The sequence below is a fragment of the Streptomyces sp. NPDC004134 genome (assembly GCF_042874195.1).
Lineage (GTDB): Bacteria > Actinomycetota > Actinomycetes > Streptomycetales > Streptomycetaceae > Streptomyces.
Window position 1 is genome coordinate 156,285 of the sequence record NZ_JBIAMS010000003.1, and the last position, 24,743, is coordinate 181,027.

Annotated in this window: 21 protein-coding genes and 1 pseudogene; 8 read left to right on the forward strand and 14 right to left on the reverse strand. The window is 74.6% G+C overall.

Annotated elements, in window-relative coordinates; genetic code table 11:
• Window positions 1-76: 76 nt before the first annotated feature.
• Both ACFYVJ_RS05895 and ACFYVJ_RS05900 read left to right on the forward strand, forming a co-directional pair.
• A complete protein-coding gene (locus ACFYVJ_RS05895; RefSeq protein ID WP_388886969.1) occupies window positions 77-1,000 on the forward strand; it encodes an alpha/beta fold hydrolase in 924 nt (307 codons plus the stop codon).
• 17 nt (window positions 1,001-1,017) lie between these two features.
• Complete coding sequence (locus tag ACFYVJ_RS05900; protein WP_101420171.1) at window positions 1,018-1,374, forward strand: MmcQ/YjbR family DNA-binding protein; 357 nt, start codon at window positions 1,018-1,020, stop codon at window positions 1,372-1,374.
• 16 nt (window positions 1,375-1,390) lie between these two features.
• Here the strand turns inward: ACFYVJ_RS05900 and ACFYVJ_RS05905 are convergent, their stop codons facing one another.
• The 9 genes from ACFYVJ_RS05905 to ACFYVJ_RS05945 form a co-directional block, all read right to left on the reverse strand.
• Window positions 1,391-2,314 carry a transketolase family protein gene (locus tag ACFYVJ_RS05905; RefSeq protein ID WP_388886970.1) on the reverse strand — a complete coding sequence of 308 codons (924 nt, stop codon included), beginning with the start codon at window positions 2,312-2,314 and terminating at the stop codon, window positions 1,391-1,393.
• Between the two features lie 51 nt (window positions 2,315-2,365).
• A complete protein-coding gene (locus ACFYVJ_RS05910) occupies window positions 2,366-3,094 on the reverse strand; it encodes a transketolase (RefSeq protein ID WP_388886971.1) in 729 nt (242 codons plus the stop codon).
• Window positions 3,095-3,174: 80 nt separating this feature from the next.
• Entirely contained in the window at window positions 3,175-3,795 is a 621-nt protein-coding gene (locus ACFYVJ_RS05915) for a class I SAM-dependent methyltransferase (RefSeq protein WP_388886972.1), read from the reverse strand.
• A gap of 206 nt (window positions 3,796-4,001) precedes the next feature.
• Window positions 4,002-5,399: a sulfatase-like hydrolase/transferase gene (locus ACFYVJ_RS05920; RefSeq protein WP_388886974.1), complete on the reverse strand. Its 1,398-nt coding sequence runs from the start codon at window positions 5,397-5,399 to the stop codon at window positions 4,002-4,004.
• 31 nt (window positions 5,400-5,430) lie between these two features.
• On the reverse strand, window positions 5,431-6,249 hold the full coding sequence (locus tag ACFYVJ_RS05925; protein WP_101420166.1) for a carbohydrate ABC transporter permease: 819 nt from the start codon (window positions 6,247-6,249) through the stop codon (window positions 5,431-5,433).
• Window positions 6,249-7,148 (reverse strand): carbohydrate ABC transporter permease, encoded by a 900-nt coding sequence (locus ACFYVJ_RS05930; RefSeq protein ID WP_388886976.1) that lies wholly within the window; start codon window positions 7,146-7,148, stop codon window positions 6,249-6,251. Before ACFYVJ_RS05930 ends, ACFYVJ_RS05925 begins: the two co-directional genes overlap by 1 nt.
• A gap of 45 nt (window positions 7,149-7,193) precedes the next feature.
• Window positions 7,194-8,495 (reverse strand): ABC transporter substrate-binding protein, encoded by a 1,302-nt coding sequence (locus tag ACFYVJ_RS05935; RefSeq protein ID WP_388886977.1) that lies wholly within the window; start codon window positions 8,493-8,495, stop codon window positions 7,194-7,196.
• A gap of 59 nt (window positions 8,496-8,554) precedes the next feature.
• The gene (locus tag ACFYVJ_RS05940; protein WP_388886979.1) at window positions 8,555-9,565 is read right to left on the reverse strand and encodes a LacI family DNA-binding transcriptional regulator; all 1,011 of its coding nucleotides are present in this window, start codon (window positions 9,563-9,565) and stop codon (window positions 8,555-8,557) included.
• 102 nt (window positions 9,566-9,667) lie between these two features.
• Window positions 9,668-10,765, reverse strand: a complete 1,098-nt coding sequence (locus tag ACFYVJ_RS05945) for a peptidoglycan DD-metalloendopeptidase family protein (RefSeq protein WP_388887353.1) — start codon at window positions 10,763-10,765, stop codon at window positions 9,668-9,670.
• 282 nt (window positions 10,766-11,047) lie between these two features.
• Between ACFYVJ_RS05945 and ACFYVJ_RS05950 the strand changes: the two genes are divergently transcribed.
• Window positions 11,048-11,512 carry a Dps family protein gene (locus ACFYVJ_RS05950; RefSeq protein WP_388886981.1) on the forward strand — a complete coding sequence of 155 codons (465 nt, stop codon included), beginning with the start codon at window positions 11,048-11,050 and terminating at the stop codon, window positions 11,510-11,512.
• A gap of 168 nt (window positions 11,513-11,680) precedes the next feature.
• Here ACFYVJ_RS05950 and ACFYVJ_RS05955 read toward each other — a convergent pair whose 3' ends face one another.
• Together ACFYVJ_RS05955 and ggt are read right to left on the reverse strand one after the other, a co-directional pair.
• Window positions 11,681-12,919, reverse strand: a complete 1,239-nt coding sequence (locus tag ACFYVJ_RS05955; RefSeq protein WP_388886983.1) for an alginate lyase family protein — start codon at window positions 12,917-12,919, stop codon at window positions 11,681-11,683.
• 166 nt (window positions 12,920-13,085) lie between these two features.
• The gene (gene ggt, locus ACFYVJ_RS05960; RefSeq protein ID WP_388886985.1) at window positions 13,086-14,894 is read right to left on the reverse strand and encodes a gamma-glutamyltransferase; all 1,809 of its coding nucleotides are present in this window, start codon (window positions 14,892-14,894) and stop codon (window positions 13,086-13,088) included.
• A gap of 137 nt (window positions 14,895-15,031) precedes the next feature.
• On the opposite strand from ggt, the gene ACFYVJ_RS05965 reads away from it, so the two are divergent.
• From ACFYVJ_RS05965 to ACFYVJ_RS05985, 5 genes are all read left to right on the forward strand, one after another.
• Window positions 15,032-16,162 (forward strand): pyridoxal-phosphate dependent enzyme, encoded by a 1,131-nt coding sequence (locus ACFYVJ_RS05965; RefSeq protein ID WP_388886987.1) that lies wholly within the window; start codon window positions 15,032-15,034, stop codon window positions 16,160-16,162.
• On the forward strand, window positions 16,159-16,782 hold the full coding sequence (locus tag ACFYVJ_RS05970) for a transcriptional regulator (protein ID WP_388886989.1): 624 nt from the start codon (window positions 16,159-16,161) through the stop codon (window positions 16,780-16,782). Before ACFYVJ_RS05965 ends, ACFYVJ_RS05970 begins: the two co-directional genes overlap by 4 nt.
• A 109-nt stretch (window positions 16,783-16,891) precedes the next feature.
• Complete coding sequence (locus ACFYVJ_RS05975) at window positions 16,892-18,094, forward strand: alginate lyase family protein (RefSeq protein ID WP_388886991.1); 1,203 nt, start codon at window positions 16,892-16,894, stop codon at window positions 18,092-18,094.
• Between the two features lie 64 nt (window positions 18,095-18,158).
• Window positions 18,159-19,220, forward strand: coding sequence for an NUDIX domain-containing protein (locus tag ACFYVJ_RS05980; RefSeq protein WP_388886993.1), 1,062 nt, complete (start codon window positions 18,159-18,161; stop codon window positions 19,218-19,220).
• Between the two features lie 92 nt (window positions 19,221-19,312).
• Window positions 19,313-20,074, forward strand: coding sequence for a crotonase/enoyl-CoA hydratase family protein (locus tag ACFYVJ_RS05985; RefSeq protein WP_388886995.1), 762 nt, complete (start codon window positions 19,313-19,315; stop codon window positions 20,072-20,074).
• 14 nt (window positions 20,075-20,088) lie between these two features.
• Here the strand turns inward: ACFYVJ_RS05985 and ACFYVJ_RS05990 are convergent, their stop codons facing one another.
• The 3 genes and pseudogenes from ACFYVJ_RS05990 to ACFYVJ_RS06000 form a co-directional block, all read right to left on the reverse strand.
• On the reverse strand, window positions 20,089-21,147 hold the full coding sequence (locus ACFYVJ_RS05990; RefSeq protein ID WP_388886996.1) for an acyltransferase domain-containing protein: 1,059 nt from the start codon (window positions 21,145-21,147) through the stop codon (window positions 20,089-20,091).
• 12 nt (window positions 21,148-21,159) lie between these two features.
• Window positions 21,160-22,980, reverse strand: a complete 1,821-nt coding sequence (locus ACFYVJ_RS05995) for a serine/threonine-protein kinase (protein WP_388886998.1) — start codon at window positions 22,978-22,980, stop codon at window positions 21,160-21,162.
• 401 nt (window positions 22,981-23,381) lie between these two features.
• A pseudogene (locus ACFYVJ_RS06000) lies at window positions 23,382-24,542 on the reverse strand (glycosyltransferase); the annotation flags it as partial.
• Window positions 24,543-24,743: the final 201 nt, after the last annotated feature.

Consider the following 24,743-nt stretch of genomic DNA (forward strand, 5'->3'; position numbering starts at 1 on the left):
GCGACGCCCCGGCGAGAGAGGCTGGACCCCGGAAGTCCCGCACCGGACCCGACCGATCGCGAGGAAGGCGAGCCGCATGCACTCCGACCCCCTCCAGGCCGCCGACGGCACCCCCGTCGCCGCGTACACCTGGCTGCCCGAGGGCGGCCGGCCGCGGGCGCTGGTGCAGATCGTGCACGGCGCCGCGGAGCACGGTCTGCGCTACGACCGGTTCGCCCGCTTCCTCGCCGCCCACGGCTACGCCGTCGCCGCCTCCGACCACCGCGGCCACGGCGCCACCGCCGCCGCCACCGGCGGCTACGGCGTCACCGGCACCGGCGACGCGGACCCCTGGCGCGCCGTCGTCGACGACCTCACCGCCGTCGGCGACCGGCTGCGCGCGGACCACCCCGGGCTGCCGTTCGTCCTCCTCGGCCACAGCATGGGCTCGATGCTCGCCCGCGACTACGCCCAGGAGCACGGCGAGGGCCTGGCGGGGCTCGTGCTCACCGGCATCCTGCGCAGCCTGCCGGGCGTGGAGACGGAGACCGCGGTACGCCGGCTGGCGGGGGAGGCGGCCGAGCGCGGGCGCGGCGCCCTCTCGGACTTCGTGCCGGAGATCTTCGCGTCGTTCAACGACCCGTACGAGCACCGCACCGGCTTCGAATGGCTCTCCCGGGACACCGCAGAGGTCGACGCCTACGTCGCCGACGAGCGCTGCGGCTTCCCGTTCGACGTCGCGCTGTCGCTGGGCTGGGTGCTCGGCACCCGGAAGATCAACGACCCGTACAACGTGGCCCGGATCCCCGTCGACCTGCCCGTGCACATCGCCGTGGGCGACCGGGATCCGTGCAACCAGGGCCTTACGCACGTCGCCGAGCTGCTGGAGGACTTCCGCTACGCGGGGCTGCGGGAGCCGACCTGGCGCGCGTACCCCGGGGCGCGCCATGAGATCCTCAACGAGACGAACCGCGCCGGGGTCCAGGCGGACCTGCTCGACTGGCTCGACAAGCACGTGTGACCGACGGGGGAGCACCGATGACCCTCACCGCCGAGGACGTACGCAAGACCGCCCTGGCGCTGCCGCAGACCGCGGAGAAGCTGGCGTGGGGCATGCCCACCTTCCGGGTGAAGGGCAAGATGTTCCTCACCCTGCCGGAGGACGAGACGTCGTTCGCGGTGCGCTGCCCCAAGGTGGAGCGCGACGAACTGGCGCTCGCGGAGCCGGAGAAGTTCTGGGTCGCCGACCACGAGGCGCCGTTCGCCTGGGTACGGGTGCGGATCGCGGCCCTGGAGGACCTCGACGAGCTGCAGATCATCGTCGCCGACTCCTGGCGCCAGGCCGCCCCGCCCCGGCTGCTCGCGGAGCACCCGGAGCTGGCCGGCGAGTCCTGACCCGCGAGGTCCGCGGTCAGGCCGCGGCCCGGGTGCCGGCTCCGGCTCCCGTGAAGGCCGCGATCCGCTCGCGCAGCGAGGCGGGGTCCAGCCCGTGCGCCCGCAGGTGTTCCGGGACCGTGCCGTAGCGCCGCAGCTCGCCCCTGGCGGTGCCGAGGCCCAGCACCCGGTGCGGCACGTCCGCCAGCGCGTCGTTCGCGTACGCGGTGGAGGTGCCGGCGAGGTAGGGCTCGACCAGGACGACGTCCGCGGGTCCCGGGCCCACCGCGGCGCGCAGCGCGGCCGAGTCGAAGGGGCGGACGGTCGTGGCGTACAGCACGGTCACGTCCAGGCCCTCGGTCGCGGCCAGCACGTCGTCCAGCAGCGGGCCGACCGCCACGACCACGCCCGCGCGGCCCTCGCGCACGGTCAGGAACCCCGCGCCGTCGACCGGCCGGCCCGTCGCGTTCGCCTGCTGCGACAGCCGTACGTACACCTTGTCGTCGCCCGCGGCGACCGCGTGCCGCAGCAGCGTCGCGGCCTCGTCCGGATGGCCCGGCACGTGCACCGTCCAGCCGTCGAGGGTGTCCAGCAGCGCGATGTCGCCGGGCGACATGTGGGTGTAGCCGCCGGCCGGCCAGTCGTACGAACCGTAGGCGCTGACCAGCACCGCGCCCGCGTCCTGGTGGCCGAGGTCCAGCTTGACCTGCTCGAAGGGGCGCTCCACGAGGAAGCTGGCGAAGGTGTGCAGCACCGGGCGCATCCCGGCCAGGGCGAGCCCGCCGCCGACGCCGACGAGCAGTTGCTCGCGGATGCCGACGTTGAGCACGCGGTCCGGGTGCCGCCGGGCCGCTTCCGCGAAGCCGTCGGTGCCGATCTCGGCGAGCACGACGGCCAGCCGGGGGTCCTCGTCCAGCAGCCGGGAGGTGACGGAGGCGAAGCGCTCGCGCATCGTGTCCATGGTCGGGCGTCCTTTCCAGGCGGGGGTGGCGCGGGAGTGGTGCGGGGGCGGTCAGTTGTACGCGGGCTCGACGCGGGCGATGACGGCGTGCGCCCGCCCGGGGTGCGGGGCGGTGAAGGCGGCGTACAGCGCCTCGTGGTCGCGGCCGTCGACGGTGGCGGTGGACCAGCCGGCGGCCTCGAAGCGGGCGGCGATGCCGCCGGGCAGGGCATGGCTGGCGGAGGAGTTGTCGACGACGAGGGTGTGCAGGGAGTCCAGGCCGGTGGCGCCGGCGTAGGCGAGGGCTTCGTGGTTGCTGCCCTCGTCCAGCTCGGCGTCGCCGACGAGCACCCACACCCGCGGGTCCCGGCCCGGCCGGCCGTACAGCCCCCGGGCGCGCAGCCCGAGCGCGGTGCCGACGGCCAGCGGCAGGCCGTGGCCCAGCGAGCCGCTGCCGATCTCGACGCCGGGCAGCAGGGTGCGGTCAGGGTGGTGGCCGAGGGGCGAGTCGTACCCGCCGAACCCCGGCAGCCAGTCGGCGGGCAGGAAGCCCTTGGCGGCGAGTACGGCGTAGTACGCCATCGGGCCGTGGCCCTTGGAGAGCAGGAACCGGTCGCGGTCCGGCGCCTCGGCGGTCTCGGGGGTCACCCGCAGGACGCGGTCGTAGAGGACCCACAGCGCGTCGAGGGTGGACGTGGCGGCGGGGCCGTGCTTCTCGTCGCCGGTCATCAGGCCCATGAGGCGCGGCAGATCGTCGTATCCGGCGTGCGGTCGCGGTCGTACGGCGGTCGTTGTCGTCATGCGTCCCACCGTGCAACTTGAAGAATGGTTCAAGTCAACAAGGGCTGGTCACACGGGGGCCGGCGGGCCCGGCGGCGGTCTCAGGGGGTCCGGCGCAGCCGGGCCAGGGCGTCGATCGCCTCCTTCGGCGGCCCCGTCTCCTGCGCCACGGGGCGGCGCACCCGCTCGGCGCGCACGGTCTCCACCGGGTCGTCCGCCAGGTCCGCCAGCACGTCCTGCGCCGTGAACAGCACCGCAGGATCCTGCGGCCCGCCGGTGCCCTCGGTGAGGTTCGCCGAGTCGTGCCCGACGACCAGCAGCTCGCCGTCCGCGGCGAGCGCGGCGGCGGCCCGCCGCAGCACCCGGCGCCGCTGGGCGCCAGGCAGGTGCAGATACGCCACCACGACCAGCTCGTACGCGCCCTCTTCCGGCGCGTACTCCAGCAGGTCGGCCCGTACCCACCGGATCCGCTCCGCGGCCTCCCGCGGCAGCTCCGCCGCCCGCTCGCGGCCCCGGTCCAGTGCGACGCCCGAGAAGTCGACCGCCGTCACCCGCCAGCCGCGGGCCGCGAGCCACAGCGCGTTGCGCCCCTCGCCCGCGGCCAGGTCCAGGGCCCGCGCGGGCGTGATCTCCGCCACCTCGCGGGCCACCCAGCGGTTCGGATCACCGCCCCAAACGAGCTCTTTCGCGGCATAGCGTTCGTCCCAGGCGCCACTGTCCATAAACCTGATCGCTCCCCGCTGCGTCTAACGAGTAGGAGATCACGTTCTCACAGCCGGGCGGAGGATCCGAGATGACCAGTCACCAACCCCCGCAGCAGCAGGTCACCGCGCTTGTGCCGGTGTGCCCGCGCTGCGGTCGCGTCCGCTGCATCTGCCCGCCCATGGCGGCCGCCTGAGCGGCCGCCATGGGCTCGCCCCACCGGGGTTCAGGGATGCTTGCGCTGGTGCCCGAAGCGCACGCCGTCCAGCTTGAATCCGTGCACGGTGGGATCGACCCGGCGCTGCATCGCGCGCCGCTCCGGAGCCGCCTCGATCACCGGCTCCGGTTCGCCCGCCGCGGTGATCCGCGCCAGCAGCCGCGCGCGCAGCCCGTCGGCGAGCGCGCGGTGCGAGGCGAGCCCGACAAGGTTGTCGAGCTCGTACGGGTCGTGGGCCAGGTCGTACAGCGCCGTCTCGACGTACCTGCTGCCGGAGCGGGTACGCCAGCCGTCGGCCGCCGGGTCGACGACGTAGTACTTCCACCGTGAGGTGCGCAGCGCCCGTCCGCACTCGGACTCGCTGACCTGGACGAAGACGTCCTCCGGCCAGTCGGCATCCGGGTCGCGGACCAGCGGCAGGAAGGAGCGCCCGTCCATCTCCTCCGGGACGTCGAGCCCCGCGGCGTCCAGGAGGGTCGGCGGCAGGTCCAGGGTGCTGACCGGAGCGTCGAGCACCCGGCCGCCGGCGAAGCCGGGACCGCGCAGGGCCAGCGGCACCCGGATCGAACCGTCGTGGCAGGAGCGCTTGTACTCGAAGTTGCGGGTACGGAAGTGGCTGCCGTGATCGGAGGTGAACGCCACGATCGTGTCGTCGAGCAGGTCCATGCTGCGCAGGGCGTCCAGCAGCCGGCCCAGGCCCTCGTCGACGCGCCGGATCTGGCCGCAGTAGCCTGCGATGTGCCGGTGCGCGGTGCCGCCTTCCGCGGACAGCGCGGCCAGGTCCGGCGGCAGCCAGCGGCCGGTGTAGCGCTCCTCGTAGCCGTCGGGGGCGGGGTAGTCGTCGACCTCGTTCTGGTGGTGCGGCTCGATGAGGGAGAGGAAGAGGAAGAACGGCTCCTCGTGGTGGTCGGCGGCGAACCGGATCGCCGCGTCGAACAGCGCGTCGGAGCGGTAGCCGGGCAGCCGCACCGGGTCGCCGTCCTCGTCGTACATCACCGTGCGGTACGCGTCCGAGGTGAACTCCAGCACGTTGGAGGCCAGCCAGTGCTGGTATCCGCCGCGGTCCTCCGGCGGCACCGGGTCCTCGCCGGCCAGGTGCCACTTGCCGATGTACCCGGTGGTGTAGCCGGCGTCGCCGAAGTGGTGCGCGAGCGTACGGGCGTCGCGCGGCAGCGGGATCCCGTTGCGGTAGCAGCCGGTGTCGGTGGGCCACCGGCCCGTCTGCAGCGCCGCCCGGGCGGGCGCGCAGACGGGCTGCGGGGTGATCGCCGCCGACGCGTACGTGCCCGAGCGGGCCATCCGGTCGAACGCGGGCGTCAGGTCGAGCGGGTTGCCGCCCGCGCCCGTCGTGTCCCAGCGCTGCTGGTCGGTGAAGACGACGATGACATGGGGACGCCGGTCGGGCATCGGGGTCCTTTCCGCATGGTCGGGTGGGGGGTCACTTCAGGCCGGTCAGGGCGATTCCGCGGACGAAGTAGCGCTGGCTGAAGATCAGCAGCAGCGCTGTCGGTACGAACATGATGACCGACCCCGCGGCGGTGAGGTGCCAGAGCTGGAACTGCTCCTGGCTGAACTGGGTCAGCCCCACCGGGATCGTCCGCATCCGTTCCGAGGTCGTCACGACCAGCGGCCAGAGGAACTCGTTCCACTGGAAGACGAACGTGAACAGGCCCAGCACCGCCAGCGCCGGCTTGCACTGCGGCAGGATGATGCGCCAGTAGATGGTGAACTCGTTCGCCCCGTCCACCCGGGCCGCGTGGATGAGGTCGTCGGGGATCGGCTGGATGAACTGCCGCATGAGGAAGATGCCGAAGCCGTCCATCAGGAACGGCACGATGAGCCCCTGGTAGCTGTCCAGCCAGCCGAGGTCCGACATCATCACGTACAGCGGGATCATGCGGACGAAGAGCGGGATCATCAGCGTGGCGAGGATCGCGACGAACAGCGTGTTCTTGAACGGGAAGTCGAACTTGGCGAACACGTAGCCCACCAGCGGGTCGAAGATCAGGTGGGAGAGCGCGATCGCGCCCGCGACCACCAGGCTGTTGAGGATGAAGCTGCCGAACGGCGCCTCCTCGAACAGCGTGGAGTAGTTGCCCCACTGCGGCGTCTCCGGCCAGAGGACCGACTCCGCCGACAGCATCTCCTTCTCGGTCTGCAGCGACAGCGAGACGGTGTACAGCAGCGGCACGACGGTGATCAGGCTGGCGACGGTGAGCAGCACGTAGGCGATCGTCTTGTACGTCCTGGCGGTCATCAGTGCTGCACCTCCCGGTCCCGGCCGATGCGCAACTGCACCAGCGTGAAGGCCACGATGACGAGCAGCAGGAGCACCGAGAGCGCGGACGCGTAGCCGAAGTTGCGGGCGCGGAACGCCAGCTCGAAGACGTGGAAGACGAAGAGGTCGGAGGCTTCTCCCGGGCCGCCGCGGGTGATGATGTACGCCTGCCCGAACGCCTGCAGCCCGGTGATCACGGCCATCACGGAGACGAACAGCGTGGTCGGGGTGAGCAGCGGCACCGTGATCCGCCGGAAGCGCTGCCAGCCGTTGGCGCCGTCGACCTTGGCGGCCTCGTAGTACACGTCCGGGATGCCCTGGAGCCCGGCCAGGAAGAGGATCATCGTGTATCCCGTGGTCATCCACAGCGTCACCGCGACGATGGTGGCCACCGGGTGGGTGTTCAGCCACTCCTGGGTCGGCAGGCCGAGGTCGGACAGTATCCGGTTGAGGATGCCGAGTTCGGGGTCGAGGATGTTGCGCCACATCAGGCCGACCACGGCGATCGACGTCAGGTACGGCACCAGCAGCGCGAGCTTGAACGCCAGGCTGCCGCGCAGCTTCTGGTTGATGAGCACCGCGAGGCCCATGCCCAGCACGATGGCGCCGACGGTGGTGGCCACGGCGAACTGAAGCGTGACCTTGAAGGCGTTGCGTGCCTGCGGGTCCTCGAAGGCGTTGGTGTAGTTGTCGAGCCCGGCGAACTCGTCGGTCCGCTGGCCCGTCAGCATGCTGGTGTTGAGGATGTCGGCGATCGGGTAGTAGAAGAAGATCGCGAAGAAGACGAGCGCCGGCGCCAGGAACACGTACGCGGTACGCGCCTGGCGCCGGGCGATCGGGGAGCGCTTGGTGCGCTTCGTGCGCTTCGGGAGCTCCATGGGCTCCGGGCGCTGGGGGAGTTCGGCCGGCGTTGCCATGTGTGCTTAGCCCTTGAGGATGTTCTTGGCCGCGTCGTCGTAGGCGGCGAACGCCTCTTCCGCGCCGGCCCCCTCGATCAGCATGCTCTCGTAGAGCGTCTTGTAGATGTCCTCCAGCTCGCCCGCCTTGCCGGTGGTGTAGACGCGGGTGCGGAACTCCTCGGCGTACGGCAGCCCCTCCGTGAACGGCTTGACGTCCGGGTTCTCCTGGACGACCGGCTCCTTCGCCCACGACTTGCGCGGCATCAGCATGCTGGATTCCTCGGTCGCCGCGGTCTCGGTCTTGAGCGCGGTGATCCGCTTGATGAAGTCCCAGGACAGGTCGGGGCGTTTGGCCTGCGCGGGGATGAACAGCGTGGTGCCGCCCGCGATCGTCGACTGCCGCTTGCCCGTCAGCGCGGGCGCGATCCCGTACTCGAGGTCCGGGTTGGACTGCTTGATGATCGGGATGTCCCAGGGTCCTGTCAGGATCATGGCGGTGCGCTCGGCGGCGAAGAACTTCGCGGCCCGCGTCACGTCCAGGGAGGTCGTCGGCTTGGGGGAGACCTTGTGCTCGTGTACGAGGTCCCGCTGGAACTGCATCGCCTCCATCGCGGCGGCGCGCGGCTGCAGCAGCTCGCCGCTGTCCGCGTCGTACTCGTGCACGCCGTTCTGGAGCATCCACGGGTAGGAGTAGCTGAGCCCGTCGTTGAGCACCGTGCCGTTGACGTCGCCGGTGGTCAGCCCGCGTGCGGCGGCGAGGAAGTCGTCCCAGGTGGCGGGCGGTTCGATGCCCGCGTCGTCGAGCATCTTGCGGTTGTAGAACAGCAGCGTGCAGGTGTAGTGCATCTGGATGCCGTACACCTGGCCCTCGTGGGTGTTGTCGGAGACGGCGACGTCCAGCCAGTCGTCCGGGAACCCGATCTTCGCGCCGTCCTTGTCGAGGTACTTCCGCAGCGACAGCGCGTCCTTGCTGAGCGCGAACTCCTGCACCCAACTGCCCGGCTCCTCCACCACGTCCGGCACGTTGCCGGACTGGAAGTCCGAGACGAGCTTGGTGCGCAGGTCCTCCCACTGGAACTTCTGCAGCTCCACGGTGACCCCGTGGTCCTTCTCGAACTGCGCGACGACGTCCTTGTACGCCTCGTACTCGTGCGCGTTGTTCCAGTACGCGAGGAACGTGCCGCCGCCCCCGCCGCCGCCCGACTCGGCCTCGGGCGCGCCCGAGCCGCAGGCGGCCAGGGGGAGTGCCGCGGCGGCACCGCCGGCGACGCCCAGCATCCTGCGCCGGGTCATCCACTGACCGTTGATGGCTGGCCTTGCTGACATGCGGGTGCTCCTCTCGCCGTGCATTCGGTTGGTCATGCGCCCGTCGGACGCGCGCTCGTTCACGTCGACTCCCTGGGTATGAAGGCCCAGGGCAGGACGATCTCGCGGGCCGCCGGCGGCTCCGCCGCCGCCAGCCGTTCGAACAGCAGCCCGGCGACGCGGCTGAAGTCGATCTGCCGCTGTCCCACGGTGCTCAGCGCGGGGCGGATCACCGAGCCCTCCTCCAGGTTCCCGACGCCGAGGACCGCCACGTCCGCGGGCACCGTGCGGCCCGTGTCGCGGACCGCCCATATCGCGCTGATCGCCGCCCGGTCGGAGGCCACGAACAGGGCGTCCGGCGGCTCGGGCAGGGCCATGAGCGCGGCGGTGGCGCGGTAGCCCTCGACGCGGCTGTCGGCGCCGGCGCCGACGAGCCGGCCGTCCGGCCGCAGGCCGTGCCGCCGCAGCGCGTCCCGGTACGCGGTCAGCCGCGCGGAGCGGTCGCCCAGCTCCAGGTCGTGCCGGTGGCCGAGGAAGGCGACCCGCCGGCGGCCTGCGGCCAGCAGGTGGTCCAGCGCCTCGCCGCACGCCTCGTACTCCGGGGTGCGCACGACGTCGAAGCCGTCCGGCGCCACGGAGTTGTCGACCACGACCATCGCCAGCCGGCCGCGGGCCAGCTCGCCGAAGTCGCCGAAGTGGCGCGCCGAGTCGAAGAAGACGGCGCCGTCCGCCAGGCCCTGGCGGAGCAGCCGGGCGGCGTGCGCGGCGTGCGCGGGGGAGTCGACGATGAGGGTGAGGACGCCGTAGCCGTCGGCCTCCGCGGCCGCGTGCAGATCCCGTACCAGTTGCTCCTGTACGGGGCTGCCCAGCGAGCCGATCACCAGGCAGACCCGCTCGGTGCGGCGCTTGCGCAGCCCGCGCGCGGAGCTGTTCGGCACGTAGCCGAGATCCCGTACGGCCGCCAGCACCCGTTCGCGGGTGTCGGCCCCGATCCGGTTGTCCCGCCCGTTGACCACGTAGCTCACCGTCGCGACGGACACCCCCGCGAGGGCGGCGACGTCGCGGACCGTGGGACGCGTCTTCTTCGGCATGATGATACGTTTAAGCACCCGGAGCGCGGCAGGGTCAAGCCTTCGTACGTGAAGTCTCGTGACGAATCGTCAAGCCCCAGGTCAGCGCGGTGCGCGTGTGGGCTAGATGCGCACCCCGTGCCCGCGCAGATAGCGCAACGGGTCGACGTCGGACCCGTAGCCGGGGCCGGTGCGGACCTCGAAGTGCAGATGCGGTCCGGTGGAGTTCCCCGTCGATCCGGAGCGGCCGATGCGCTGCCCGGCGTTGACCGGCCGGCCGGCGCTCACGGTGACCGCGGAGAGGTGCGCGTACTGGCTGTAGCGCCCGTCGCGGTGCCGGATGACCACCTCGTACCCGTACGCGCCCGCCCAGCCGGCGCTGACCACCTCGCCGTCGGCGACGGAGCGCACCCCGGTGCCGACGGAGACCGGGAAGTCGACCCCGGTGTGGTAGCCGCTGGACCAACTGCTGCCGCTCGCGCCGTACGGGGTGCCGATGGCGGCGCCGGCGAGCGGGGAGGTGTAGTCGGCGGCGGGCTTGGCCTCGGGTTTCGGCTTCGGCCTGGCCTTGGGCTTGGCCTCGGCCTGGGGCGCGGGGGCCCGCTTCTTCGCCTCCGGCTTCGTCCGGTCCGGCTTGGTCTTCGCCGGCCTGGCCTTCGCCTTGGGCTTGGCCTTGTCGGCCTTCCCCTTGCCGCCGGCCTTCGCCTTGTCCGGGGTCTTCTGCGACCCGGCCGCCTTCGCGCCGTCGTCCCCGGACTTCTTCGTCCCGGCCGCGGGGGAGTCCGCGCGGGGCTTCGGCGGGGCCGCGGCGCCACCGCGGAGGGCGAGGCGCTGGCCGGGGAGGATGAGGTCGGGGTCGGCGCCGACGACGCCGCGGTTGCGCTCGTACAGCGCGGGCCAACCGCCGCGCACGCGGTGCTGGTCGGCGATGCCGGAGAGGGTCTCCCCGGCGGCGACCTCGTGGTGGCCGGGCTTGTTGCCGACCGTGCCGGCCCGCCCGCCCTGCGGTGCGGCGGCGCTGCCGTCCGCCGCCGTCTCCGTATCGGCGCGGTCGGATAACGCGCCGTCGGACGGCGCCTTCAGGCCCTCCTGCGCCCGGTCCCTGGCCGGGCTGTGCAGCGCGTCCGCGGGCGCGCCCGCGGCCGGCGTGGCAGCGCCGGCGACCAGCGGCAGCGCGAGCCCCGCGCCGCTCGCGGTGACGGTGAGGGAGGCCCGCGACACCGGGCCGGGGCGGTAGCGGCGGTGCCTGCCGCGCCCTGTGCGCTCTGACATGACTGAGTCACTTTCCGTGTGCCGAGACCTGAGCGAACGATAGAAGTGCCCATGCGGTTGGACAAGAGGGCGTACGCCGCCGCCTCCGTGACCTCGTACGCGGCAGCCGCCCCGGCCGCTCCCCGGCCCCGCCCGCGGCGCCCCGTCCCCGAATGGCCTAGCCCGACAAGAGATTAGACAAAGTCTAATGTAGGATGGGATCCACAAGCACGAGCAAGGAGGCGCCCACACATGACCACGATCCTCGACAAGAAGGCCCTGGACGTCACCGGCGAGGCGCTGCAGGGCGCGCTGGTCGATCTGCTGGATCTCTCCCTCCAGGGCAAGCAGGCCCACTGGAACCTGACCGGTCCCCTCTTCCGCGAGCTGCACCTCCAGCTCGACAAGATGGTGAAGATGGCCCGCGGGCACGCCGACACCCTCGCCGAGCGGGCCGCGGCCCTGGGCGTGAGCCCGGACGGCCGGGCGAAGACCATCGCCGCCGGCAGCCCGCTGCCCGACATCGGGCCGGGGAAGATTTCGGACCAGAAGGTCATCGACGACGTCACCGACATGCTGGAGAAGGCTTCCGCGCGCATGCGGCAGCGGGTGGCTGACACCGACGACACCGACCTCATCACGCAGGACCTGCTCATCACCGCCACGCAGGACCTGGAGCAGCAGGCGTGGTTCTTCCGCTCGCACCGCATCGGCTGACGCGGATCGGCTGACGCGGCTCCTGAGCCGGCCGCGGATCCGTCCCCCCGTCGGGTCCGCGGTCTTCCGGGCCGCGGCCGGCGGCGGCACCGTCATGCCGCCGCCCGCCGTGGCCGTCCCCCCCCGCCCCGGCCCGTACGCGCCCCCCGCGTGCGGGCCGGTGGTGTGTCAGGCCGGGTTCTCGGCGTGGGTCAGGGTCTGCCAGGCCACGAAGATGTTGTTCGACCCGGCCGGCCGGCTCTGCTCGGTGTAGCGGCCGGTGTTGGTCATGGCGATGCCCATGCGGTGGTGCAGGGCGTTGTAGCCGATCTCGGTGACCGGGCCGAGGCCGCGATCGACGCTGCCGCCGCAGAGCCAGCCGGGCGGCGCCTCGCCCAGCTCGTAGCGCGACTGGAAGCCGAGCGCGTGCCGCAGCCGCTCGCCGACGTCGGTCCGGTACAGGTCCTCGCCCTGGATCCGGGAGGTCTCGGCCACGTGCGAGATCGAGGCCAGACCGTATCCGGTGTGGGTGAAGTCGCGGCAGGTCTCCTGCGTCAGCCCGGTGACGAAGGTGGACTGCCCCTGCCAGTAGTTGATGATCTTCTGCCGGGTGTCGAGGTTCTGCTTCGGCACGGTCCTGGGCAGCGCGCCGTCGGACTCCAGGTAGATGAACGCGGGCACGCGGGTGCGGAAGGTCTGCATCGCCCGGTCGTACGCGCCCTTGTCCTCCAGGAAGACGGCGATGCCCACGGCCGCCTCCATCATCGTCAGCTCCCAGTTGCCGTTGGAGGTGGAGCCGCCGATGATCTCCGGCAGATAGACGTTGCGGAGCATCGTCGCGAAGCGCGCCTCGTTCGGCCAGCCGCCGCCGTACGTGTACTTGATGATCTCCGCGGCCTTCGGCCAGGAGGAGCCGGCCCAGCCGGTCTGCAGCGGCGCGTTGCTGTTGGTGTGGTCCCTGAGGGTGGCGGACCAGGCGTCCATCAGCTCGATGGACTTGCGCGCGTAGCGCTCGTCGCGGGTGAAGTACCAGGCGAGCGCGGTGGTGTACGCGGCGATCGCGTCCTCGCGCTCGTCCGTGCAGCCGTAGTTGGGGTTCGAGTACGAGCCGCACTCGACGACCGCGCGGGGCTTGGGCGTACGGCTGAGGCTCGCGTACCTGCTGCCCATCATCTGGTCGTAGGCGCCCTTCCAGGGCTGGGCGCCGGCGTCGACCTTCGCCCGGGTGAAGTCCAACTGGCCCCGGGAGACGGTGACTCCCGGGTGGGTGAAGGTCGCGGGCGCGGCGTCGGCGCGCTCGGTGCCCGGCCCGCCGAGGAGCGAGGCGACCAGGGCGGTGACGGCGGCCACGAGGGTGGCGAACAGCGCGGCGCGCGGTCTGCAGCGATGGTGTGCGGGTGTGGGGGTGCCCTGCATGGTGGGGTCCATCCGTTCGCGTATATGAACGTTGAGTGTTCACATGAACACCGTGACAGCCCGTGACCTTAGGTACGTACCAACTGCCCGTCAAGGGGCGGGGCATGGCCCGTACACACACGACGACCGGGACGGGGCGCCGCGCACCCCGTCCCGGTCGTGAACCGCTGCGGCCGGGTCAGTCCCGCCCGGCCGGGCGTACCACCGCCGCCGCGCCGCCGCCGCGGCGCTCCGGCTCCGCCGCCGCGACCCAGCGCCCGTCGGGCAGCCGCTCGACGCCGGTCGCCGCGCCGATCTCGCCGCCGTCGGCGAACCGGTGCCCCAGCTCCGCCAGTTCACCGCGCGCCGGCAGGCCGAGGAACCCCGGCTCCGCCGACGTCGAGGCGGTGTTGCGCTGGCTGGCGCGCGGCGCCGCGATGGCCTCCGGCAGCGTCAGCCCGCGGTCGAGCCGTCCGGTCAGCACCTGGAGCACGGTGGTGATGATCGTGGAACCGCCCGGCGAGCCGGTCGCGAGCAGCGGCTCGCCGCCGTCGAGGACGATCGTCGGCGCCATCGAGGACCGGGGCCGCTTGCCGGGACCCGGCAGGTTCGGGTCCGGCACGCCCGGCACGGCCGGGGTGAAGGAGAAGTCCGTCAGTTCGTTGTTGAGCAGGAAGCCGCGGCCGGGCACGGTGATGCCGCTGCCGCCCGTCTGCTCGATCGTCATCGTGTACGCGACGACGTTGCCCCACTTGTCGGCGGTCGTCAGATGCGTGGTGCTCGGGCCCTCGTACGACGTGTCCTCCGGCGCGCCCTTCGCCGCGCAGGAGGCGTCCGGGCGGCGCGGGTCGCCCGGGGCGAGCGGGCTGGTGAGCACGGCGTCGGGGGAGATGAGGCAGGCGCGGGAGTCCGCGTACGGCTGGGAGAGCAACTCCCGCGTCGGCACCCGGGAGAAGCGCGGGTCGCCCACCCACCGGCCGCGGTCGGCGAAGGAGACGCGGGACGCCTCCAGGAAGCGGTGCAGGTACTGGGCCTCGGACAGCCCGCCGAGGTCGGTGCCCTCCAGGATGTTCAGCGCCTCGCCGACGGTGGTGCCGCCGGACGACGACGGCGCCATCCCGTAGACGTCGAGCCCGCGGTACGCGACGTGCGTCGGCTGCTGCCGCGCCACCCGGTACGCGCGCAGGTCCGCGGGGCGCAGGTCGCCCGCGCGTACGACGCGGTCGGCGTCCGGGTCGACCGGCGGCCGGCGCACGGTGTCCGACACGTCCGCGGCCAGGTCCCCGCGGTACATCGCCCCGGCGCCCTCGTCGGCCAACTGCCCGTAGGTGGCGGCCAGGTCGGGGTTGCGCAGGGTGCTGCCCACCGCCGGCGGTGCGCCGCCGGGCAGGAACAGCTCCCGGGTGGCGGGGAAGTCGCGGAAGCGCGCCTCGTTGGCCGCGGTCTGCGAGCGGAACGTCTCGTCGACGGTGAAGCCCTCCTCGGCCAGCCGCGTCGCCGGCGCCAGCGCCTCGCCGAGCGAGGCCGTGCCCCACTGGCGCAGCGCCTGCTCCCAGGTCGCGGGCGTGCCGGGCACGCCGACGGACAGGCCGCTGGTCACCGCCTGGTCGAACGGGATGGCCGCGCCGTTCTCCATGAAGAGCTTCTCGTCGGCGCTGCGGGGCGCCTTCTCGCGGCCGTCGAGGGTGGCGACCCGGCCGCTCCTCGCGTCGTAGTACACGAAGTAGCCGCCGCCCCCGATGCCGCCCGAGTACGGCTCGGTGACCCCGAGCGCGGCGGCGGTGGCGACGGCGGCGTCGACCGCGTTGCCGCCGTCGCGCAGGACTTCGATGCCGGCCGCGGTGGCGTCGGCGTCGACGCTGGCGACGGCGCCGCCGTAGCCCGTCGCCACCGCGGACTTCGGCGGCGCGGGCGCGTCGGTCCCGGCGGCCGTCGGCGGCGCGGCGGCCCCCGCGGTGGCGAGGATCGCGGCGAGGGCGAGGGGAACGGTGGGGCGGCGCAACCGCATTGGGGCCTCCCGGCCGGGTGGGCGTCACGGACCCGGCCCATTGTGGTGACCGCGGCGGCCGCCGTCACCGGGGCGTAGGGGGACGTTCGGGAACGTCTGCGCGGACGACATGGACGGATCGTCTAGAGTTGGACACTATGACTCATCTGGTGGACGAGCGATCCGGCCGTACGTACCCCTTCGACGCCCTCCGCTGGCGCGCGGACGACGGCACCCCCCTCCAGGCCGGCGGCGTGCCCGGGATCGGCAGGGACGACATCGACACCGCCGAGCGCTCCCTGTGGCGCTACCGCGCCGCCCTGCCCTTCGGCATCGAGGCGCCCGTCTCCCTCGGCGAGGGCCGCACCCCGCTGCTCGCCCGCCGCTGGGGCGAGGGGGAGGTGTTCTTCAAGCCGGAGTGGTTCGGCCCCACCGGCAGCTTCAAGGACCGCGGCAGCACCGTGATGATCTCCGCGCTCGCCGGGCTCGGCGTCGACGAGGTCATCGAGGACAGCTCGGGCAACGGCGGCGCCTCCGTCGCCGCCTACTGCGCCGCCGCCGGCATCCGCGCCCGGATCCTCGCCCCCGAGGGCACCTCCCCGGCGAAGGTGCTGCAGGCCCGCGCGTACGGCGCCGAGGTCGAGCTGGTCCCCGGCGGCCGGGACGCCACCGCCGCCGAGGCCGTTCGCAGGGCCGCGACCGTCCCGTACGCGGGGCACAACTGGCACCCGCTCTTCCTCCAGGGCACCAAGACCCTCGCCTACGAACTCTGGGAGGACCTCGGCTTCGCCGCCCCCGACTGCGTCGTCACCGTCGCCGGCGCCGGCAGCACCGTCCTCGGCCTCGACGCCGGCTTCGGCGAACTCCTCGCCGCCGGCCACATCGACCGCCGCCCCCGCATCCTCGCCGCCCAGCCCGCCAACTGCGCCCCCATCCACGCGAGCTTCGCCGCCGGCGCCGACGGGCCCGTACCCGCCGGCTTCGCCCCGACGATCGCCGAGGGCACCGCGATCCGCGAGCCCGTCCGGCTGCCGGAGGTGCTGCGCGCCGTGCGCCGCTCCGGCGGGGACATGGCGGCGATCGGCGAGGACGGCATCCGCGCCGCCGTCGTCCGCCTCGCCGCCCTCGGCCTCTACGCCGAGCCGACCAGCGCCACCGCCGCCGCGGCCGTCGACGTCTTCCGCGCCCGCGGCGCCATCCGGCCGGGCGAGACGACGGCCGTGCTGCTCACCGGCACCGGGCTGAAGGCGGCCCCGGTGCTGGCCGGCGTGTTCGGGGGCGGGGCGTGAGCGCCGAGGACGAACTGCTGCTGCGCGAGGCCGAGAAGATCGTCACCGCCCTGGGGCGGATGTTCCCCGGCGTCTGCGAGGTCGTCCTGCACGACCTGCGCGACCCGCGGCACGCGGTCCGTACCATCGAGAACCCGCTCTCCGGCCGCAGCCCCGGCGACCCCGCCACCGAGCTGGGCCTCGCCCGCATCGAGGACCCGGACTACCCCGAGGTCATCCAGAACTATCCCAACCGCTTTCCCGACGGCCGGCCCGCGAAGAGCACGTCGATCGGCATCCGGAACTCCGCCGGCGCATACGTCGCGGCCCTCTGCCTCAACCTCGACGTCTCCGTCCTCGACCGCACGGCCCGTACGCTCCAGGCCCTCACCGCCGTGGAGGACCCCGGGCTGCCGCTGACCGAGACCCTGCGGGCGCGTACCGCGGACGAACTGCGCGCGGCCGTCGAGGAGTTCGCCGCCGCCCGCGGCCAGACGCCGCGGGCGCTGGCCTCCGCGGACCGCCGCGAGCTGGTCCGCGACCTGCGCGCCCGCGGGCTGCTGGAGGTCAGGAGCGCGGTCCGGCTGGTCACCGAGCTGCTCGGGGTGTCGCGGGCGACGGTCTACAACTACCTGCGCTGAGGCCGCACGGGGCGGTGCCGCCGAACGGGGTGCCCCGGCCGCCCCCGTTCGGCCCCACTCTGGATGCGTACGGGCAGCGGGCGTTCGAGTCTGACGGTGGAGGTGTGCCATGGCACCCAGTCGATTCCCCCGCCGCCTTGCGGTCCTGCTCCTCGCGCTGCTCACCGTCGTCGCGGCCGGCGGCCCCGCCGAGACGCTGCCCCGCGGGCCGCACCGCGCGACGGCCCCCTTCCGCCACCCCGGGGTGCTGGTCAGCGGCCCCCAACTGCGCGCCGTACGCTCCCGGGTGAACGACGGCGACAGGCCCTTCCGCGCCTTCCGCGCGATGCGCCGCAGCCGCTACGGCCGCCTCTCCTACGTCCCGCACCCGGTGCCGGTCGTCGAGTGCCCGCCGGACACCAACCCCGGCGTCGGCTGCACGGACGAGCGCGAGGACGCCATCGCCGCGTACACCCACGCGCTGATCTGGGCCGTCACCCGGGACCGCGCGCACGCCGAGAAGGCCGTGCAGATCATGGACGCCTGGTCCGCCGGGCTCACCGACCACACCGAGGGCAACGCCCCGCTCCAGGCCGCCTGGGCCGGCTCCTCCTGGGCCCGCGCCGCCGAGCTGGTCCGCGCCACCTACGACGGCTGGCCGCGCGCGGCCGCACGCCGCTTCGGCCGGCTGCTGCGCGAGGTCTACCTCCCCGAGGTCACCGGCGCCGTCCCCGACTACAACGGCAACTGGGACCTGGCGATGACCGACGCCGCCACCGGCATCGCCGTCTTCCTCGACGACCGCCCCGCCTACGACGCGGCCCTGCGCCGCTTCCGCGCCCGCGTGCCCGCGTACTTCTACGTCCGCGCCGACGGCCCCCGGCCCAAGCCCCCGCCCGGCGGCAAGACGGACACGGCCAGGGAGATCACCACCTACTGGTTCGGCCAGCGCACCTACCCCCAGGGCCTGGCCCAGGAGGCGTGCCGCAACCTGATGCACGTCGGCTACGCCCTCGCCGCCACCGCGCACATCGCCGAGACCGCCTGGCACCAGGGCACGGACCTCTACGCCGAGGTGCAGCCGCGGATCACCGCCGCGCTGGAGCTGCACGCCCGCTACCAGCTCGGCGAGCGCCCGCCCGCGTCGCTGTGCGGCGGCCGGGTGGAGCGCACCATGGGCCCCGACCTGGAGGTGGCGTACCACCACTACCACGACCGGCTCGGCGTCGACCTGCCGCAGACCGCGAAGCTGCTCGCGCGGCAGCGGCCCGCGGGCACGGACGACCTGTTCGTCGCCTGGGAGACCCTGACGCACGCGGCCAACCCCGGCTGACGCCCGGCCATCCGACGACCGCCGGCCGTCCACCAGCCGCCCCCCCGAACCGAGGAGCCGTCACATGCTCACGACCGCCGGCACCGCCGCCCAGCCGGACAGCCCGCCCCCGCACGCCGAGGCCGCCCACGGGCCCGCGGTGACCGCGACCGCGGTGGTGCAGGACCGCGCGGGGCGCGTCCTCGTGCTGCTGCCCGCCGAGCCGGCCGCCGACGCCGAGCCCGTGCTGCCCGGCGTCGCCGTCTCCGGCCTGCAGACCCCGGAGGAGGCGCTGACCCGCGCGCTGCGCGACGCCCTCGGTGCCGACCTGCCCGCCGGGCGGCTCCTCGCCGTGGACTCCGTCCCCCCTGCCGGCGGCCGCGCCGGGCTCGTCCACCTCTACGCGGCCGCGCCGCCGGCCGCCGCGGCGGCCGCCCTCGGCGCCGCCGGTGACGGGGACCCCGCCGGACTCACCACGACCTGGCTGGACCGCGACGCCGCCCTCGCCGCCCTGCCCGCCCTCGCCGCCCGCCGGCTGCGCGCCGCGCTCGACGCCTGGGACACCGGCGCCGTCGCCCACCTCGTCGGCGGCGAACCCCAGCCCGGCTCGTGCGCCGCCGTCTCCGCCGGCCGCCGCGCGGAACTGGAGCATGCCGCCGCGCTGGACCCGTCCTCGTACCTCGCCGTGCGCCCGCGCGTGCTCGTCGGCGCCGGCGCACTGGTGCGCGACAGCGCGGGCCGGCTGCTGCTGGTCCGCGCCGGCTACCGCGACGACGGCCGCTGGCAACTGCCGGGCGGCGGCGTCGACAGCGACCTCGGCGAGACCCCGCGCCCCGCGGCGCGGCGGGAGCTGCGCGAGGAGACCGGGCTCGACCGGCCGCTCGGCCGGCTGCTCGCCGTCGACTTCGCCTCGCGCAGGCCCGCGCCCGCGCTCGTCGTCTACGTGTACGACGGCGGGGTGCTGGACTCCGCCGACCTGGCCGGCGTGCGGGTCGACGGCACCGAGATCGTCGACTGGCGGCTGGCGTCGCCCGACGAGTTCGACGACCTGCTGCCGCCGCGCGGCGCCGCCATCGCGCGGGCAGGTCTCGGCGCGCTGGAGGACGGCGGCGGGCCGCTCGACCTCGTCGCGGGCCGGCCGGCCTGAGCGCCGCGCCCGGTCCGTACCGTACGGACCGGGCCGGGCGGCGGCGCCCCGGCCCGTACTCCCGCGGCCCTACGCGCTGGTAACGTCCGGTCATGAGCGGACACGTACGCATCGAGCGCACCGGCCCCGTCACCACCGTCGTCCTCGCCCGGCCCGGCGTCCGCAACGCGGTCGACGGCCCCACCGCCGCCGAACTCGCCGCCGCCTTCCGGGACTTCGACGCCGACCCCGGCGCCCGCGCCGCCGTGCTGTGGGGCGAGGGCGGCACCTTCTGCGCGGGCGCGGACCTCAAGGCCATCGGCACCCCCGAGGGCAACCGCGTCGCGCCCGACGGCGACGGGCCCATGGGCCCCACCCGGATGCGCCTGACCAAGCCCGTCATCGCCGCAGTCAGCGGGCACGCGGTCGCCGGCGGGCTGGAGCTGGCGCTCTGGTGCGACCTGCGGGTCGCGGAGGAGGACGCGGTGTTCGGGGTCTTCTGCCGCCGCTGGGGCGTGCCGCTGATCGACGGCGGCACCGTACGGCTGCCGCGGCTCATCGGCACCGGCCGCGCCCTCGACCTCATCCTCACCGGCCGCCCGGTCCCGGCCCCCGAGGCGTACGAGATGGGACTCGCCAACCGGCTCGTGCCGCCCGGCCGGGCGCGTGCCGCGGCCGAGGAACTGGCCGCGGAGATCGCCCGGTTCCCGCAGACCTGCCTGCGCGCCGACCGTGCCTCGGTGCTGGAGCAGCACGGCCTGCCGGAGGCGGAGGCCATTGCGGCGGAGCTGCGACACGGCAGCGCCGCGCTCGGCGAGGCGGTCGCCGGGGCCGGGCGCTTCGCCGCGGGGGAGGGGCGGCACGGGGCGTTCTGAGCCGCGGGTGTCCCTCAGCCGGGGACCGGGAGCATGAACGACCCGCGCGGCGTGTCCCAGTGCCCGCCCCCGGCGATGTGCGACACGACCGCCCGCTCCAGCGTCGTACGCGCCGGCAGCGCCCTGACGTCCGCGGGCGTACGCACCATCCGCCGGAACACGAACTCGACGATTCCGCGGTCGGACGCCGCGAGCCCGTTCTCGTCCGGCTCCGGCACGTCGGCCGGGTCCCGCGGATCGAGGGTGAACCGGCGCTGGAAGCGCACGATGTTGCTTCCGGCCGGCAGATACTCCGCGAGCTGCGGATCCAGCAGCCACGACCTGCAGTTCATTCGCAGGTCACCGCGGGCCGCGCTGTCCTTCGCGCCGTAGAGGAACGCACCGAAGCGGCGCGGGAAGAACTCCGCGGCCCGCGCGTACGACTCCTCGCACGCCTGCGGGTCCAGCGGGCCGCCCTCCGGGATGTGCACGTCCAGGCCGTGGCCGGCGACCGGGTCGCGGTCGAGGTTGAACTGCAGCCGCCCGAGCCGGTAAAGGATGCCGCCGTACGGCAGCACCATCCACCACTGCTTGTCCATACCGCCCACGCCGTACACCCGCCGGTGGACGCCCACCTTGTTGCCGAGGTCGGCGAGGGTCGCCCAGGACACGTCGTCCGGTACGCCGTGGCGCGCGTGGTACGCCCGCACCTCCGGCAGCGCGGCGAGGAACACCGCGGCGTGGAACCAGCGCCCCGCCGCGCCCAGTGCCGCGGGCAGCGCGGGGCCGCTGCCGGGATCGCCCCGGTCGTCGCCGACCGACCCCAGCGCGGCGGCCCGCGCGGCGACGGCGCGGTCCAGCAGCCACGCGTACGGCGATCCCGCGGCGGTCACCTCCGCCAGCGCGGCGGTCAGCTCGGCGTCCTCGCGCTCGGGGACGCCGACCGCGCGCAGCAGCGCGGTCAGTTCCGCGCCCCGCGGCACACCGGCGGGCGGTGGCGCAGGGTGGGCGGCGGCCAGGGCGTCGGTCCACGAGGCGTACGTGCCGTCGAGGCGGAGCTGGTCCCGTACGGCGGCGGCGTTCAGGTCGGTCACCCCACGATCATCTCAGCACACCGGCAGCCCTGGGACGGGGGCGTCGTTCGCACCGCCCTTGATGTAGACGACGCTGACCCAGACGCCGGCGTTGCCCTTGTCGTCGTCCGTCTTGCCCCACCAGACGTTCGTCCACTCGCCGGACGTCTCGCGGTAGGACTTCTTCTCCTGGCAGAAGAAGTAGTTCGTGCCGGCGTAGAGCGTGCCGACCGGGCGGTGTGCCACGTCGTACGACGTGGCGGGCTGCCACACCTCGCAGTTGTACTTCCCGCCGCCGATGGGCGTGCAGGACGGGTCGGGGGCCGAGCCGCCGCCGGTGCTGCCGCCGCCGCCCGACGTGCTCCCGCCGCCGGCGTCGCCGCCACCGCTCCCGCCGCTGCCGCCGTCCCCGGTGCTGCCGCCGCCGCCCGAGCCGGAGCCGTCGCCGGCGCCGCCGGCGCCACCGTCGTCCGTACCACCACCGCCGCCGTCCGTGGCGCCGGCCTCCTCGGCGGGGGAGCCGTCGCCGTCCGCGGCCGGCCCGTCCGCTTCGTCCCCGCCCTCGTCGTCCTTGCCTTCTTTCTCGCCCTTCTCGTCCTTCCCGCCCTTGCCGTCCTGCTTCTTGTCCCCGCCGCCCGATCCGGGCGACGGCGGGACGACCTCCGCGGCGGGCTCCTCCTTCTCCCCGCTCGCGGCCGGCTCGCCGTCGTCGCCCCCGGCGAGCGCGTACGTCACGCCGCCGCCGGCGAGCAGCACCGCCGCCGCGGCCGCGGCGACCGGCACCCAGCGGCGTCCGCGGCGCCGCCGCTGCGGCGCCGTCTGCTCGGCGGTACGGGACTCCGTCCCCGGCGGCCCGAGCTGCGGCGGGCCGAACTGCCCCTGCGGGGCGGCGGGTCCGGGGGCCGCGAGCCCGGCCGGCGGCCCGTACGCGCCCGGCGGCGGCGCGGCCGGCACCCGGCCCAGCCGCACCGTGTCCGGCCCCTGCGCGGCCGGCGGCCCCGCCGTCCCGGCGACCGGCTCCAGCAGTGCCCGCGCCCGGTCGACGTCGGCGCGCTCGCCCGGGTCCTTGGCCATCAGCGCCTGCAGCACGGGCGCGAGCGGCCCGGCCCGGCGCGGTTCCGGCAGCGGGTCCACGATGATCGCGGTGATCGTCGACCACGTCGACGTACGGCGGAACGGCGAGATGCCCTCCACCGCCGCGTACAGCGTGGCGCCCAGCGACCACAGGTCGGAGGGCGGCCCCGGCTGCTCGCCGCGCGCCCGCTCCGGCGCCAGGTAGTCCAGCGAGCCGACCAGTTCGCCGCTGCGCGTCAGATGCGTGCTGTTGCCGTCGGCCGGCTCCTCCATGGCCGCGATGCCGAAGTCGCTGAGCACGACCCGGCCGCCGCGCTCCAGCAGGATGTTGCCCGGCTTCACATCCCGGTGCAGCACCCCCGCGCGGTGCGCGGCGCCGAGCGCGTCGACCACCTTCAGCCCGATCTGCGCCGCCTCGGCCGGCGTGACGCCGCCGCGCTCGCGCAGCACGTCGTCCAGCGACGGGCCGTCGACCAGCTCCATCACGATGACCGGCCGGCCGTCGTGCTCCGTCACGTCGTGCACGGCGACGACGCCCGGATGCCGCACCCGCGCGGCGGCGCGCGCCTCCCGCTCCGTGCGCAGCCTCATCTCGGCGAGGTCGCGCGCGTCCGAATCGCTGAACGCGCGCAGTTCCTTCACCGCGACCTCGCGCCCCAGCCGCTCGTCGACGGCCCGCCACACGGTGCCCATGCCACCGCGTCCGAGCTGCGTCACCACCCGGTAGCGCCCGGCGAGTATCCGCCCGGGCCCTTCCGCCCCGTTGTCCCCCAGTTGCATGTTCTGCCCCGTATCACGTGTCCAAGAAGTGGCAGCTTACGTCCCGTGGGGCGGGCGGGACGGGTGACTGGTGAGTAGTACAGGAAGACGTCGACGTGATCGCGCTGACGGAAGGCCCGCGGGGGCTGTTGCCGGTCTCTCGCCGGCCGCGGGTGGGGTCAGCCGGCGAGGGGCCGGAGATCATCGAGGGGCACGGGGACGTCGAAGGCCGCGCGGGCGGCCTCGGTTGCCGCTGCCGGATGCTGGGGGTCGCTCGCGGCGGCGCAGGATTCGCGGGTGGTGAGGGCGGCGGGGGCGACCGCCGGGCGGACGTCGCGCGCGACCGGCGTACGGGGCGCGCCACCGGCGTCCGCCCGGCGGTCGGCGGTCGGCGGAGCCGGCACGCTGCCCGTACGAACAGTGGCGAGCGGAGCGGGGGATCCGGTGCGTAGCGGAGACGGGGCGTCGTGCGCGGCGAGGAACGCTTCGGTCGCCGCCGACCACGTGTAGCCCTCAGCGCGCCGCCGCGCCGCCCCGCGCCGTTCGCCCTCCGGGCGGGCGAGCAGCCGCTGCACCCCGTCCGCGTACGACCGGCCGGTGTCCTCCGCGACCGCCCCCGCCGTGCCGACCAGGGCCGGCAGCGCGGAGCGGGCGCTGACCACCACCGGGGTGCCCGCGGCCAGCGCCTCCAGCGCGGAAAGCCCGAAGGTCTCCGGGGGACCCGGGGCCAGCACCACGTCGGCGGTGGCCTGCAGCCCGGCCAGTTCGGGGGCGTCCGAGACCTGGCCCAGGAACGTCACCGGCAGCCGCTCCGCGCGCGCCCGCTGCCGCAGCCCGCGCAGCAGCGGCCCTTCGCCCGCCACCACCAGCCGCGCGGGCACGCCCCGCCCGCGCAGCACCGCGAGCGCGTCCAGGGCGCGACCCGGCCGCTTCTCCGGGTGCAGCCGCGAGCACAGCATCAGCAGCACGGTGCCCGGCTCCGGCGCGTACCGCGCCCGCAGCCGGGCGCTGTACCGGTCCGGGTGGCAGTGCTCCAGATCGACGCCGAGCGGGGCCCGGACGATGTTCCGCGCCCCGACCCGCTCGAACTCCCGCGCCGCCCAGTCCGTCGTGCACACGACCCGGCGGTAGGCGTACGCGGTACGGACGTTGAGCAGGTCGGCGGCCCGGCGGGCCGGGCCGCCGGGGGCGCCCCAGGCGGCGAGCAGGCCGTCCACGCTCTCGTGCGACACCATCACGGCGGGCACCCGGGCCCGGCGCGCCCAGGCGCCGGTCCAGCGAAGGGTGGTGCGGTCGGAGACCTCCAGCCGGTCCGGGGCGAGCCGGGCGAGCAGCCGCTCGACGCGGCGCCGGTCGGCGAGCACCCGGTAGCCGCCGGCGCCGGGGACGCGCGGCCCGGGCAGGGTGATGACGCGGCCCTGCTCCTCGCGGGTGTCGGCGTACCGCGGGCCCGGGACGACGAGGACGGGTTCGTGGCCCGCGGCCCCGTAGCCGGCGCCGAGTTCGCGCAGGGCGGTGCGGAGGCCGCCGGAGACGGGGGTGACGAAGTTGGCCAGGCGCACGATGCGCAGGGGCCGGCTCACGGGGTGCCGCCCGGGCCGGCGGGGGTGTCACCGTGCGGGGTGCGGGGCTCGTCGTCGCCGCGGGGGGCGAGGAGGGCGCCGGGCGCGGGCTCCGGTGCCGCGGGGCGGTTGCGCCGGAGGCGCAGGGGCCGCCGCCCGGTGCCGGTTGCGTCCGGGGCCGCGGGGTCCGGCTCGCGGTGCCGGTGCCGGAGCGGTACGTAG

What these genes read in the sequence shown, in the direction of transcription:
- ACFYVJ_RS05965 (WP_388886987.1), top strand. Translation starts at nt 15,032, where the DNA reads ATGACTCATCTGGTGGACGAGCGATCCGGCCGTACGTACCCCTTCGAC.
- ACFYVJ_RS05955 (WP_388886983.1), bottom strand. Translation starts at nt 12,919, where the DNA reads ATGGACCCCACCATGCAGGGCACCCCCACACCCGCACACCATCGCTGC.
- ACFYVJ_RS05980 (WP_388886993.1), top strand. Translation starts at nt 18,159, where the DNA reads ATGCTCACGACCGCCGGCACCGCCGCCCAGCCGGACAGCCCGCCCCCG.
- ACFYVJ_RS05895 (WP_388886969.1), top strand. Translation starts at nt 77, where the DNA reads ATGCACTCCGACCCCCTCCAGGCCGCCGACGGCACCCCCGTCGCCGCG.
- ACFYVJ_RS05900 (WP_101420171.1), top strand. Translation starts at nt 1,018, where the DNA reads ATGACCCTCACCGCCGAGGACGTACGCAAGACCGCCCTGGCGCTGCCG.
- ACFYVJ_RS05915 (WP_388886972.1), bottom strand. Translation starts at nt 3,795, where the DNA reads ATGGACAGTGGCGCCTGGGACGAACGCTATGCCGCGAAAGAGCTCGTT.
- ACFYVJ_RS05950 (WP_388886981.1), top strand. Translation starts at nt 11,048, where the DNA reads ATGACCACGATCCTCGACAAGAAGGCCCTGGACGTCACCGGCGAGGCG.
- ACFYVJ_RS05935 (WP_388886977.1), bottom strand. Translation starts at nt 8,495, where the DNA reads ATGTCAGCAAGGCCAGCCATCAACGGTCAGTGGATGACCCGGCGCAGG.
- ACFYVJ_RS05905 (WP_388886970.1), bottom strand. Translation starts at nt 2,314, where the DNA reads ATGGACACGATGCGCGAGCGCTTCGCCTCCGTCACCTCCCGGCTGCTG.
- ACFYVJ_RS05930 (WP_388886976.1), bottom strand. Translation starts at nt 7,148, where the DNA reads ATGGAGCTCCCGAAGCGCACGAAGCGCACCAAGCGCTCCCCGATCGCC.
- ACFYVJ_RS05985 (WP_388886995.1), top strand. Translation starts at nt 19,313, where the DNA reads ATGAGCGGACACGTACGCATCGAGCGCACCGGCCCCGTCACCACCGTC.
- ggt (WP_388886985.1), bottom strand. Translation starts at nt 14,894, where the DNA reads ATGCGGTTGCGCCGCCCCACCGTTCCCCTCGCCCTCGCCGCGATCCTC.
- ACFYVJ_RS05925 (WP_101420166.1), bottom strand. Translation starts at nt 6,249, where the DNA reads ATGACCGCCAGGACGTACAAGACGATCGCCTACGTGCTGCTCACCGTC.
- ACFYVJ_RS05995 (WP_388886998.1), bottom strand. Translation starts at nt 22,980, where the DNA reads ATGCAACTGGGGGACAACGGGGCGGAAGGGCCCGGGCGGATACTCGCC.
- ACFYVJ_RS05920 (WP_388886974.1), bottom strand. Translation starts at nt 5,399, where the DNA reads ATGCCCGACCGGCGTCCCCATGTCATCGTCGTCTTCACCGACCAGCAG.
- ACFYVJ_RS05975 (WP_388886991.1), top strand. Translation starts at nt 16,892, where the DNA reads ATGGCACCCAGTCGATTCCCCCGCCGCCTTGCGGTCCTGCTCCTCGCG.
- ACFYVJ_RS05940 (WP_388886979.1), bottom strand. Translation starts at nt 9,565, where the DNA reads ATGCCGAAGAAGACGCGTCCCACGGTCCGCGACGTCGCCGCCCTCGCG.
- ACFYVJ_RS05910 (WP_388886971.1), bottom strand. Translation starts at nt 3,094, where the DNA reads ATGACGACAACGACCGCCGTACGACCGCGACCGCACGCCGGATACGAC.